Origin of the sequence: Streptomyces sp. NPDC088387, assembly GCF_044753385.1 — a bacterium.
In the GTDB taxonomy this organism is placed as follows: Bacteria; Actinomycetota; Actinomycetes; order Streptomycetales; family Streptomycetaceae; genus Streptomyces.
The window spans coordinates 459,197-472,026 of the sequence record NZ_JBIVNC010000005.1 but is presented as its reverse complement, the minus strand read 5'-3'; the positions used below and the strand labels follow the sequence as shown (position 1 = coordinate 472,026).

The window sequence follows — 12,830 nt, the reverse complement described above, 5'->3', positions numbered from 1 at the left end:
GGTGTGCGCTCTCGGCGCCGGGGGGTGAGCCGGCGGTCAGGAGTTCCTGGTTTCGCGGTTCTGGTATTCGCGTGGGGAGAGGCCGTGGAAGCGGGTGAAGGCCGTGCTGAACGTGGGCAGGTGGGCGTAGCCGACGCGGCGGGCGACGGCGCTGGGCTTGGCGCCGCCGGTGAGCAGGTCGCGGGCGACGCGCATGCGGGCGGCGTAGCGCCAGCGGGTGAACGTCATGGCCGTCTCGTCGCGGAAGGCGCGGTGGACCTCGGCGGGGACGTCGGACACGGGGGGTGCGCCGATACGGCGCAGGTAGTCCATGGCCACCGCGCGCGCACGCGGGTCCGTGGGCATCGGCACCGTCAGCGCCCGCTGTGCGGCGACCTGTTCGGTGAACAGGCCGAGGATGTGCCGGGGATCGTGGTCGGCGGGACGCAGTCCGGACCGGGCGCTGACGGAGCAGAACATGAGGTAGTCGTCCCAGGCGGGCGAGAACCGAACCTGTAGGGGCTCGGTCAGCCGGAGGTCACCGGTGCCGGCGTTGCCGAGCGGCAGTGAGACGGAGTTCTCGCGGAGACCGGTGATGTGCTCCAGGCCCGCGGGGATCCAGGTGGCGACGCCGCGTTCGCGTTCGTAGCGGTGACCGCCGATGTCCAGGTATCCGCTGCCGCGGTACATCCAGCTCAGTACATGGACGTCGTTGGTGTGCGACGGCGTGTGGTCCGCGGGCAGCATGTCGGGCGCGGCCGGGGTGTCGTCCGTGCGCATCATGCGCAGCAGATCGTCGTTCTGGCGTGCCGCCGTCGCGCGTCGCGTCGGCCCACCGGTGGCGGGGCGGACGGAGAACTCCCTGCCGAACTCGTGCGGGGTCAGCCCGAACCGCCGCTTGAACGCGCGCGTCAGACCGTTGCGGCCGGCGAAGCCCCCGCGCACGGCCACCTGGTCGACGTCGTACCCGGCGGCCAGCAGTTCGACGGCCGCGCCGAGCCGGCAGCACAGCCGCCACTGCTCGAAGGTGAGCCCGGTGTCGGCGAGGAAGTCGCGGCGCAGGGTGCGCGGGCTGGAGAGCACCCGCGCCGCCCACTGCTGGACGGTGAGGTCGAGCGCGGGGTCGCGGATCAGCTCCTCGGCCACCGCTCTGGCGCCGCGGGTCTCCGGCATCGCCGGCGGGGCGAGCGCCACCGGGGACGCGGTGTCCCCGATGCGCCCGGGTGGCGACGGCCGTGCGCCGGGGCGGCGCAGCAGATCGGCGATCGCGTCCTGGGAGTGTCCGCGACCGCTGAACGGTGTGACCTGAAGGTTGAAGTGCTGGATCAGCCAGTCCTGCCAGCCGTCGGGGACCTCGAACCGCGTCGGTTCCGACAACGCCCCGCCGCCGACACCGGCGTGCGGCCACAGCGGGAACGCGACGGTGCCCGGCTCGGTGACGATCGCGCGGTGGTTCCAGCCCTCCGCGGGAATCCAGACACCCTCGCCCGCGGTGAGGTGGAACGGCACGGCGTCGTCGATGTGCACATGCGCTGTGCCGGTGCGAACCCAGAGCAGCAGAGGGCGGACCGGCGCCCCCGTCGAGTCCGACCGCGCTCCCGGAATCGGCGGCGGCTCGCTCGCGGCGGCGGGGGGCGGGGACGTAGGCACCACGTCCTAACCATACGGCAGCCTGCGCACACCGTTGGAGATGAGGGTTGCCTAACCTTAGCGGCGGCCCTCCTGCCGTCGGCGGCGCGGCCCAGTCACCCTCGCAGCGATCAGAAGGGCTGCCCCCGCCATGCCGAAGACCTCACGCCGGCTCACCGTGCACCCGTCGACCCTGCGTGAGGTCGAAGTCGTCCGGGCCGTCGACATCACGCCGGGGATGCGCCGGCTCACCCTGCGCGGCGAGCAGCTTCGTGCGTTCACCTCGGCGAACGGCTTCGCGCGCCCGGCCTTCGAGTCGGGCGGCTTCGACGACGACATCCGGCTCTTCTTCCCGTACCCGGGCCGGAGCGAGCCGGTGCTGCCGGTCCAGGGCGCGGCCAAGGTGACGGTGCCCAAGGGCCCCCGGCCGCTGTCGAAGGTCTACACGGTCCGCCGATGGGACCCCGAAACCGGTGAGCTGGACGTGGACTTCGTCCGGCACGGCGTCGGCACCGGGACGACCTGGGCCGGTCGCACCCGGCCCGGCGACCGCATCCACTTCGTCGGCCCCGGCATGTCCAAAGCGCTCCCGGCGGAAGCGGACTGGCTGCTCGTGGCCGGCGACGACACCGCGCTTCCCGCGATCGGCCGGCTGCTCAACGAGCTCCCCTCCGACGCCCGCGCACAGGTGTTCATCGAGATCGCCGAGGACGCCCACCGCCAGCGGCTGCGCGAACTCCCGGGCGTGGAGGTGACCTGGCTGGTCCGCAACGGCGCCCCCGCCGGCACCGTGACCCTGCTGACCGATGCCGTCCGCGACACACGGTGGTGGCCGGGCCAGGTGTTCGTCTGGCTCGCCGGGGAGCACACGGCCGTACGGGACATCCGCCGGCACGTGGTCGAGGAACGCGGTGTGCCGAAGGAGGACGTCGACTTCTCCGGGTACTGGCGCCGCTCCGAGGTCGTCGCCCTGGAGTCCGACGGGGCGGTGCCCGACCCGGAGAAGACCGTCACCCCCTTCGAGAGACTCCACGACCTGACCGAGCTGATCGCGCCGATCGCGATCCGCACCGCCGTCGAACTGGGCGTTCCCGAACTGATCTCCCGAGGTGTCACCGGTGTGGCGGACCTGGCCGTCCGGTCCGGCACCGACGAGCGGGCGCTGGGCAAGCTGCTGCGCTACCTGCACGCCGTGGACATCGTGACCGGGACCGGACCCGGCCACTACGGCCTGACGGCGGTGGGCGAGGTCCTGACCCTCGAGTTCGTCGCGAACGCACTGCACCCCACGGGGGTGACGGGCCGCGAGACGCTGGGCATCCACGGGCTCACCGAGTCGATCCGCACCGGCCGGTCCTCCTACGCCTCCGTCACCGGGCAGACCTTCGCCGAGGTGCGGGCCGAACAGGACTACGAGGACCGCTACCTGGAGCGCCTGGCGAGGTTCCAGCCCCAGCTGGCCGAGCCGATCGCCAAGTCCGGTCTGCTCACCGGGGTCCGGCACCTGGTGATCCACTCCGGTGGCGCCGGTGCCCAGGCCCGCGAGTTCGTGGCCGCCCACGACGAGCTGCGCGTGACGATCTGCGCGCTCCCGGCACAGGCGGACTGGCTGCGCCGGGACCTGCCCGCCACCATCCCCGACGACCACCGGCGTGCCCGCGTCGACGTGGTCGAGCAGTCCGTCTTCGAACCCGGCCCACCGGCCGACGCGGTGCTCGTCGGCCGCGCCCTCAAGGCCCTGCCCGACCTCGACGCCGCCCACGCCCTGCGCCGGGCGGCCGAGAACCTCCTCCCCGGCGGCCGGATGCTGCTGATCGAGGAGACCTTCGACACCGACGAACTCGACGAGCACGACGGCGAAGCCGATCTGATCGCGCTCACCGTCCACGGCTCCGGTCTGCGCACCCCGGCCGAACTCGACGCCGTCATCGACCGGGCCGGACTCGTCCGCAGCGCCACGCACACCGTCGGCTGGGGCACCACCGTCCACGAACTCGTACCCGCCGACGCCAACTGACCCTTCGTACCACCATGATGAGAAGGACGAGCACCACCATGACCCTGACCCGTGCGAGACGGCGCGGCACGACCCTGGCCGCCGCGCTCCCGAGCGAGGGCCGGGCGACGGAGCCCTTCGCGCCGGTCGTCGAGACCCACGCGTGGAAGGCGCTGCCCGCAGCGGACTCCGGCCGCGCTCTCGCGTCGCTGCCCGCCAAGGCATGACGGCGTCCGTGGAGGACGTGGAGGACGTGGAGGACAAGGTCCTGGTGCCCGTGAGGACACCCGGATCCCGTCGTCGGTCCATCGGCCTCGTGGCGGCGCTCGTGCTGCTGACGGCGCTCCTCGTGCTGAGTCTGGTGGTCGGGTCGAAGGCGATGGCGCCCACCGTGATCTGGGACGCGCTGTTCGATCCGGCGGCCGATTCCGACCACTTCGCGATCCGTGACTTCCGGCTGCCGCGCACGATCGTCGGCCTCGTGGTGGGCGTGGCGCTCGGTGTCTCCGGTGCGCTGGTCCAGGCACTCACCCGCAACCCGCTGGCCGATCCGGGGATCCTCGGGGTGAACGCGGGTGCGTCCTTCGCCGTGACGGTCGCCGTGGGGGTGTTCGGGATCGACGACATCCGGGGTTATCTGTGGTTCGCCCTCGCCGGGGCGCTGATCGTCACGGCCATGGTGCTGCTCCTGGGGTCCACCCGGCGCGGCCGGTCGCCGGTGATGATGGTGCTCGCCGGGGTCTGCGTCGGCGCGGTGCTCGGGGGAGCCACGTCCGCGCTGACCCTGACCGACCCGGACGCCTTCGACCGGATGCGCAGCTGGGAGGCCGGCTCGATCCTCGGCCGCCCCCTCGACGTGGTGTGGCCGATCCTGCCGTTCTTCGCGGTGGCACTCGTCCTGGCCTTCGTGGTGTCGGGTCCGCTCAACGCCATGGCCCTGGGCGACGAACTGGCCGCCGCCCAGGGCGTCCGCCTGGGACGTACGCGCGTTCTGGCGATCGCCGCGCTGACCCTGCTGGCCGGGGGCGCGACCGCCGTCGCCGGGCCGATCGGGTTCGTCGGACTGATGGTCCCGCACGTCTCCCGCTGGATCGTGGGCCCGGACCAGCGCTGGATCTTCGCCTACAGCGCGCTGCTGGCGCCGAGCCTTCTACTGGCCTCCGACATCCTTGGCCGCGTTGTGATGCACCCGGGCGAGATACCCGTGGGCATCGTCACCGCCTTCGTCGGTGCTCCGGTGCTGATCGTCCTCGTCCGCCGCCGGAAGGCGAGTGGCCTGTGAGCGCGCGGGGGAGTCTCGACGGACCCGCTCGTTCACGACGGGCCGCGCGGTCGCCGAGGACGGGCTGGTCCCCGAGGTTGGGACGGTCGCAGAGGTCGGGCGGATCGCCGAGGACAGACCGGCCGCCGAGGACAGACAGGCCGCCGAGGCCGGGCGGGTCGCCGAGGTCGGAGCGGTCGCCGAGGTCGGGGCGGGTGGACTTCGGGCGGCGGACACTGGTGGTACGGGGAAGCCGGGTCGGTCTGCGGATCGATCTGCGGAGCCTGCTCGTCTGCGCCGCGCTCACGGCCGTGGTGATCGCGGTCGCGCTGGTGGCGCTGGCGACCGGGTCGTACCGGCTCGGCATCGGCCAGGTGGCCTCCGCCCTGACCGGCGGGGAGACCGGGCTCGTCCACGACATCGTGGTCGAGTGGCGGCTGCCGCGGGTGGTGGCCGCGCTGGTGTTCGGTGCCGCGCTGGGGGTGAGCGGGGCGGTGTTCCAGTCCCTGATGCGCAATCCGCTGGCCGACCCCGGCATCATCGGGTTCTCGCAGGGCTCGTACACCGGCGCGCTGATCGTGATCCTCGTCGTCAACGGCAGCTACGCGCAGTTGGTCGGGGGCGCCCTGATCGGCGGCATGGCCACGGCCGTCCTGGTGTACGTGCTCGCCCACCGGCGCGGTGTGCAGGGGTTCCGGCTCATCATCATCGGCATCGGCGTCTCGGCCATGCTCGGGTCGCTGAACACATGGCTGATGCTCAAGGCCGACCTGGAAGTCGCCATGGCCGCGTCCGCGTGGGGCTCCGGTTCGCTGAACGGGGTGTCCTGGGACCGGGTCGCGATCGGCGGATCCTGTATCGCCGTACTCCTGCTGCTGGCGGCGGTGTTGAGCCGGCCGATGCGGCAGATGGAACTCGGTGACGACGCGGCCGCCTCGCAAGGAGTGCGTATCCAGGCGGTCCGGCTGGGCCTGATCGTCGTGGGTGTGGCGCTGACGGCGACCGTCACCGCGGCGTCGGGGCCGATCGCGTTCATCTCCCTGGTGGCGCCGCAGATCTCCCGCCGGCTCGCCCGCACCCCCGGGATCACCCTCGCCCCCGCCGCGTTCGTCGGCGCCCTGCTGTGCCTGACCGCGGACTACATCGCCCAGCACATCGCCCCGACCCCGCTGCCGGTCGGCATCATCACGGTGATGATCGGCGGCTCCTACCTCGGCCGGCTGCTGTTCATCGAAGCGAGGAAACGGATATGACCGCACCCACTGGCCTGGCGACCGGGAAGGACGCGTCCGTGCCCGCCGCCGCAGACCCCACCGGTACGCGGCTCCATGTCGACGGGGCGACCATCGGCTACGACAGACGCGTCATCAGCGAGGGCCTGTCGGTGTCGATCCCGGACAGGTCGTTCACAGTGATCGTGGGTCCGAACGCGTGCGGCAAGTCCACCCTGCTGCGTGCGCTGTCCCGGCTGCTCAGGCCCTCCGTGGGACAGGTCGTGCTCGACGGGGCGGACATCCGGTCCTACCGGACGAGGGAGGTGGCGCGGCGGATCGGGCTGCTGCCGCAGGCCTCGACCGCACCCGACGGGATCACGGTCGCCGACCTGGTGGCGCGGGGCAGATATCCCCACCAGGGCCTGCTCCGGCAGTGGACCGAGGCCGACGAGCGGGCCGTGGCCGGGGCGATGGACGCCACCGCCGTCACCGACCTCGCGGGCCGTCTCGTCGACGAGCTGTCCGGCGGGCAGCGGCAGCGGGTGTGGGTGGCGACGGCGCTCGCGCAGCACACCGACATCCTGCTGCTGGACGAGCCCACGACTTTCCTCGACATCACGCACCAGATCGAACTGCTGGAACTGCTCACCGACCTCAACCACGTCGGCCACACCCTGGTCGCCGTGCTGCACGACCTCAACCACGCGGCGCGCTTCGGCACCCATCTGATCGCCATCCGGGACGGCGCCGTCGTCGCCGAAGGACCGCCGGACGAGGTCGTGACCGCCGACCTGGTCGAGGAGGTCTTCAGTCTGCGCTGCCGTGTGGTGCCCGACCCCGTGACCGGCACGCCGCACGTGGTGCCGCTGGGCCGGGACCGCTCTTCGACGGGCTCGGGGGCGGGAGCGGCTTGAGTCGTCCACGGAGTGCTGATCCGGCGGGGCTGGGCCGGGGACCGCTGACCCGCCGCCTCCCGGTACTGCTGCCGGCGCCCGCCGAGCCGCCCGAGGCGCGGCCGTTCGAGACCGGGGCCGGGGACACGCCGGGCCGCTTTCTGGCACGGGTGATCTTCTCGCTGCCACGGGTCACGGTCCCGGCGATGCTGCTGGCGGTCGTCTGGCAGGTCGGCGAGTCGGCGGTGCCGGTGGTGATGGGTCTCGCCATCGACCGGGCGCTGGCCACCGGGGACGCCGGGCAACTGGTGCTGTGGATCGGTGTGCTGGTGGGCGTGTACACCGCGTTGACCGTGGCGGCCAGATTCGCGAACCGGCTGGGCGCCCACGCGCTTCAGCTGTTTCAGCACCGGCTGCGGGTCACCCTCTCGACCAGGGTGCTGCATCCCGTCGACGAGGGCGCGGGGCGGTCGCCGGACGGCGATGTGGTCTCGGTCATGACCAATGACGTCGCCCGCCTCGCCAACGCCGGGCTGCTCGTGGTCCTGCCGGTCGCGCGGATCGCGGCCATCGGGTTCGTCGGGGCGTCGCTGCTGGCCACACACTGGCTGCTCGGTGTGGTGGTGCTCGTCGGCGCCCCGGTGGTGGTGTGGCTGATGGGCGTGTTGAGCGAACGGCTCTCGCGAGACACCCGCGAGTACCAGAGGCTGCTCGCCGCCACCGTGGGACGGGCCACCGATCTGGTCGCCGGCTACCGGGTGATCAAGGGTGTGCGGGCCGAGGCGGAGGCGACCCGGCGCTACCGGCGGGCCAGCCAGGAGACCCTCGTCGGCGCCCGCCGCAACGCGGGGCTGCTGGGCCGGTTCCTCGTCACCTCCGGCGTGGTGAGCGGCGTGTTCGTCGCCGCGGTGACCGGGCTGGCGGGGTGGTTCGCGGTGGACGGGCAACTCACCATCGGCGGGCTGATCACGGCCGTGGGACTCACGCAGGCGCTGCTGCCGCAGATGCAGGCGATCGCGAGTGCGTCCATCCCCAACCTCGCGAGTGCTCGCGCTTCTTCGGCACGGATTCTCGATGTGCTGCGGGGGGGTTGTGGGGGTGGGCCGGGGGGCGGGGGTGGGGTACGGGCGGGGGATGCGGTGGTGCCTGCGGCGGCGGGGCGGGGTGGGGCGGGGGTGGAGGCCGGGGTGTTGGACGGCGGGGTGCCGGACGGCGGGGGGCTGGATGCCGGGGGGTTGGACGGCGGGGTGTCGGACGGCGGGGGGCTGGATGCCGGGGGGCTGGACGGCGGAGTGTCGGACGTCGGCATGATTCACGGCGGGGTGCCGGACGCCGGGGGGCTGGACGGCGGCGTGCTGGACGCCGGGGTGTTGGACGGCGGGGTGCCGGAGGCCGGGGGGCTGGACGGCGGGGGGCTGGAAACCGGGGTGCCGGAGGCCGGCGTGCTCGGTGTCAGCGTTTCCGGAGCGACGGTCCGGGTGCGACCCGGAGAGCTGGTGGGCGTGCGCGCCGACGACCGGACCGCCGCCCGTATCGCCGACGCACTGCTGAACCCGCGGGCCGGCAACGGCATCGAGGTCCGCCTCGACGGACGTCCGGTGCGGGAGCTGACCCCGGCCGAGTACCGCTCGCGGATCACCGTCGCGCCCCACCGGGCCACCTTGTTCACCGGCACGATCCGCGAGAACCTCACCACTCCCACGATCACGCTCGACCGGCTGGACGCCGCGATGCGGGCGGCGGCCTGCGAGGACTTCGCCGTCGATCTCGACGCCCCGGTGGGCGAGAACGGCAACCGTCTCTCCGGTGGCCAGCGCCAACGGGTCGCGCTCGCCCGGGCCCTGGCGACGGACGCGCCGCTGCTGGTGCTGCACGATCCGACCACGGCGGTCGACTCGGTGACGGAGCACACGATCGCCGGGCGGCTGCCCGGGTTCCGTGCCGGCCGCTCGACCGTACTGATCGCTTCCTCCCCGGCGCTGCTCGGCTGCTGCGACCGGGTCGTCGACCTGCTCGGGGACGAGCCGTTGCGCGACAGCACGGTGCTCGACGGATCGGTGGCCCAGTGACGGGGCCGGGCCGCGTGCCAGAGCCGGGCCATGTGACGCCGACGGGCTCAGTGCCCGCGCCGGGCCGCGTGCCAGAGCCGGCCCCTGTGACGAGGACGGGCCCTGCGCCCGAGCCGGACCCCGTGACGCCGACGGGCTCAATGGCCGAGCCGGGCCGCGTGCCAGAGCTGGCCCCTGTGACGAGGACGGGCCCTGCGCCCGAGCCGGACCCCGCGACGACGACGGGCTCAGTGCCCGAGCCAGGCCCCGTGACGAAAACAAGCTCAGCGACCAAGACAGGCCCCGTGACCAAGACAGGCCAAGCACCCGGGACAGGCCAAGCACCCGAGACCGGCCCCGCGCCCGGGACAGGCTCCGCGCTCGGGACCAGCCCCGTGCCCGAGACCAGCCCCGCGCCAGTGACAGGCCCCGCGCCCGAGACCGGCGTAATAGCCAGAACCGCCGTCGCCGTCCCGCAGCCCCTGCCCGTCGCGACCGGGCGGGAAACGGCCCGTGAGCTGTGGCGGCTCAGCCACGGCCACCGGCTCCGGCTCACCGCCGTGGTGGTGCTGGGTATCGCCGGCACCGCCGTCAATCTGATCGGACCGGTCGCGATCGGGGTCCTCATCGACCGGGCCCAGGCAGGCACCGCCGACCTCGGCACCGTACTGGCCGTCACCGCCGTCATGGCGGTCTCGGCCGTCCTCGGCAGCGCCGGCACCGCGGCGACGATCGTCATGGGCACCCGGCTCTACCACACGATCCTCGCCGGGCTGCGCGAACGCCTGGTCGCCCGGGCCCTGACGCTGCCTCAGCACCGAGTGGAACGCGCCGGCACCGGCGACCTGATCTCCCGGTCCAGTGACGACGTCACCGCCGTGGCCGACGCCGCCCCGGCGGTGATCGGCGTGCTCACCGTCGCGGCGTTCACCATCGTCGTGTCGCTGGGCGGGCTGGCGGCGCTGGAGTGGCCGTACGCGGCCGCGTTCGCCGTCGTACTGCCGCTCTACGTGCTGACCATGCGCTGGTACCTGCGTACCGGACCGGGCGTCTACGGTGCCGAGCGGACGGCGATGAGCGCGCGTGCCCAGCAGATCGTCGAGTCCCAGCGGGGCTACACCACCGTGCTCGGTTTCGGACTCGGCGAACAACGCCACCGCGCCCTGCTGGCCGCCTCCTGGGCCGTCGCGATCCAGGCGTTGCGGGCCCGCACGGTGCAGAGCATGTTCACCGCGCGCCTGAACCTCGGCGAATGCCTGAGTCTCGCCGCCGTCCTCGTCGTGGGCTTCGTCCTCATCGACGCCGGGACCTCCACGGCCGGCGGGGCCACCACCGCGATGCTGCTTGTGCTGCGGCTGCTCGGGCCGGTCAACCAGGTGCTGTTCGTCATCGACACCGTCCAGTCGGCCGCCGTGTCCCTGAACCGCATGATCGGCGTCACCACCCTGCCCGACGCCGACGCCGACACCGAAAACGGGCCGGGGCCGGGGACAGGCGGCGGCGTCCGGCTCCGCGACGTCTCGTTCCGCTACGGGGACGGCCCCCGCGTGCTCGACGGCATCACCCTCGACATCCCCACCGGTCAGCGCGTTGCCGTCGTCGGCGCCTCCGGAGCAGGCAAGACCACACTCGCCGCCGTGATCGCCGGCATCCACCGACCCGGCACCGGGACGGTGACCCGCCCCGCCCACACCGCCGTGATCACGCAGGAAACCCATGTGTTCGCGGGGACGTTGCGCGAGAACCTCACCCTCGCCGCCCCCGGCGCCACCGACCGTGACATCCATGCGGCGCTGGAGGCCACCGGCACCACGGTGATCCTCGATCTCGTCCCCGACCGGCTGGACACCCTGCTGGGTGCCGGCGGGCATCCGCTCACCGACGCCCAGGCACAGCAGCTCGCACTTGCCCGTCTGCTGCTCACCGACCCCGAGTTGGCGATCCTCGACGAGGCGACCGCCGAGGCCGGCTCCACCCATGCCGGCCGACTCGACCGGGCCGCCGACGCCGTCCTCGCCGGCCGCACGGCCCTCGTGGTCGCTCACCGGCTCTCCCAGGCCGCGGCCTGCGACCGGATCGTCGTGATGAATCAGGGCCGTATCACCGAGACGGGGACCCACACCGAACTGGTCGCCGCCGGCGGCGTGTACGCCACCTTGTGGTCCGCATGGCGGGAAGGACAAGGCGTCAGCGAAACGAATGGGTCGGAATGATCCGTGCGCAGGACGCCCGGGCGGCGATGTCAGTGGTGGCCGCTAGTTTGGAGTCACTGGAGATCGGCCGCAGCGGCCGACCGGCCTTTGGGGAGGGGTGTGCCGTGTCCACTGCGCAGGCACGACAGTCGGGGAACACGACGTATCTGGAGCTGTCCCAGGAGAGCGGCGGTGCCCACAAGTTCTACGAGGTCACCGTCGAGGGGACCACCGTCTCCGTGCGGTACGGACGGATCGGTGTGGACGGGCAGCACCAGACCTCCGACTTCCCGACGGCCGAGCGGGCACAGGCGGCAGCGGCGAAGAAGATAGCCGAGAAGGTGCGCAAGGGGTACGCGCCCGCCGTCCGGGGGCAGCGCGCGGCCCGCCCCGTGACGCGTCGTCAGGTGACGTCCGCCCCGTCCACGGCGCGGGCGACCGCCCCCGTGCTGTGGCGGTTCCGTACGGGCGCGGCCGCGTTCGGCATCCATGTGGACGAGGACCGCTGCTGGGTCGGCAACCAGGACGGCGGTGTCTACAACCTGAGCCACGACGGCGAGGTGCTGGCCCACTACTCCCTGCCCGACGGCGTGAAGTGCCTGGTGGCGGACGACTTCTGGATCTACGCGGGCTGTGACGACGGCCGGGTGTACGACCTGTCGGCGAAGGTGCCGTTCGCGGCCTACGACATTGCGGCCGAGGTCGACATCTTCTGGCTCGACATCCACGCGGGCGTGCTCAACGTCTCCGACCACCACGGCAATCTGACGGTCATCGACCACGAGGACGAGCTCCAGTGGTCGCGCAACTCCTCGGGGGAGCAGGGGTGGATGGTGCGCGCCGACGACCGCGCCGTCTACCACGGACACAGCCGGGGCGTGACGGCCTACGCGGCGGACGGCAGCCGCCAGCTCTGGCACACCCCGACCGGGGGCAACGTGCTCTTCGGCTGGCAGGAGGAGGACGCGGTCTACGCCGGGACCGGGCGGCGGGTCGTCCAGCGGCTCGCCAAGTCCACCGGCAGCGTCGAGGCCTCGTACGAGTGCGACGCCGCCGTCTACTCCTGCGCCACGTCCCCCGGCGGGCGGTACGTCTTCGCGGGCGACTCCTCGTCCTCCGTCTACTGCTTCACCGCCGACGGCACCCGGCTGTGGAAGCTCGGCACCGGATGCGGCTCGGCGCTCTCCATGCAGTACCGCGACGAGAAGCTGTACCTCGTCACCACCGACGGCTCACTCGCCTGCGTCGACGCGAGCGAGGCGGCGATCAACGCGGCCCAGTCGGGCACCGTCCCGGTCGCGGCGGACATCAAGCTGGCGGCCGCCCTGCCCACGTACGCGCCGCTGACCACCGCCGCCGCCGTCGCCACGGTCGACGCCGTCCCCGCGGCCGGGGGCGGAGTGGTCGTGGAGTGCTTCGAGCAGGGCGGCCGGGTGCGGGTGCGGGTGCTCTCCGAGGGCTACGAGCCGGAGTGGAACGTCCAGTTCCCGCGGGCGATCCGCCGGCCCGGCGCCCGCTATGTGGTGGACGCGCTGCACTCCTCGTCGGGCGGCTTCTACCGCGTGCGCGGGGAGATCAGACGACTGGTGTGACCCCGGGGACGGTGACGGTCGCCGTG

At 72.9% G+C, this 12,830-nt stretch carries 9 protein-coding genes; 8 read left to right on the top strand and 1 reads right to left on the bottom strand.

Features of this window, described 5'->3' with window-relative positions; genetic code table 11:
• Window positions 1–36 precede the first annotated feature (36 nt).
• Window positions 37–1,632, bottom strand: a complete 1,596-nt coding sequence (locus tag ACIQAC_RS16760) for a helix-turn-helix domain-containing protein (protein ID WP_402191547.1) — start codon at window positions 1,630–1,632, stop codon at window positions 37–39.
• Between the two features lie 127 nt (window positions 1,633–1,759).
• On the opposite strand from ACIQAC_RS16760, the gene ACIQAC_RS16755 reads away from it, so the two are divergent.
• The 8 genes from ACIQAC_RS16755 (at window position 1,760) to ACIQAC_RS16720 (ending at window position 12,804) form a co-directional block, all read left to right on the top strand.
• Window positions 1,760–3,625 carry an SIP domain-containing protein gene (locus tag ACIQAC_RS16755; RefSeq protein WP_402191545.1) on the top strand — a complete coding sequence of 622 codons (1,866 nt, stop codon included), beginning with the start codon at window positions 1,760–1,762 and terminating at the stop codon, window positions 3,623–3,625.
• A 38-nt stretch (window positions 3,626–3,663) separates the two neighbouring features.
• Window positions 3,664–3,831: a hypothetical protein gene (locus tag ACIQAC_RS16750; protein ID WP_402191543.1), complete on the top strand. Its 168-nt coding sequence runs from the start codon at window positions 3,664–3,666 to the stop codon at window positions 3,829–3,831.
• Window positions 3,828–4,886: a FecCD family ABC transporter permease gene (locus ACIQAC_RS16745; protein WP_402191540.1), complete on the top strand. Its 1,059-nt coding sequence runs from the start codon at window positions 3,828–3,830 to the stop codon at window positions 4,884–4,886. The genes ACIQAC_RS16750 and ACIQAC_RS16745 overlap by 4 nt, the downstream gene beginning before the upstream one ends.
• 194 nt (window positions 4,887–5,080) lie before the next feature.
• Window positions 5,081–6,118, top strand: coding sequence for a FecCD family ABC transporter permease (locus ACIQAC_RS16740; RefSeq protein ID WP_402191539.1), 1,038 nt, complete (start codon window positions 5,081–5,083; stop codon window positions 6,116–6,118).
• On the top strand, window positions 6,115–6,993 hold the full coding sequence (locus ACIQAC_RS16735) for an ABC transporter ATP-binding protein (protein ID WP_402191537.1): 879 nt from the start codon (window positions 6,115–6,117) through the stop codon (window positions 6,991–6,993). The genes ACIQAC_RS16740 and ACIQAC_RS16735 overlap by 4 nt, the downstream gene beginning before the upstream one ends.
• Window positions 6,990–9,041 (top strand): ABC transporter transmembrane domain-containing protein, encoded by a 2,052-nt coding sequence (locus ACIQAC_RS16730; protein ID WP_402191535.1) that lies wholly within the window; start codon window positions 6,990–6,992, stop codon window positions 9,039–9,041. The genes ACIQAC_RS16735 and ACIQAC_RS16730 overlap by 4 nt, the downstream gene beginning before the upstream one ends.
• 374 nt (window positions 9,042–9,415) lie before the next feature.
• On the top strand, window positions 9,416–11,233 hold the full coding sequence (locus ACIQAC_RS16725) for an ABC transporter ATP-binding protein (RefSeq protein ID WP_402191534.1): 1,818 nt from the start codon (window positions 9,416–9,418) through the stop codon (window positions 11,231–11,233).
• A gap of 104 nt (window positions 11,234–11,337) precedes the next feature.
• Complete coding sequence (locus ACIQAC_RS16720; RefSeq protein WP_402191531.1) at window positions 11,338–12,804, top strand: WGR domain-containing protein; 1,467 nt, start codon at window positions 11,338–11,340, stop codon at window positions 12,802–12,804.
• The last annotated feature ends 26 nt before the right edge of the window (window positions 12,805–12,830 follow it).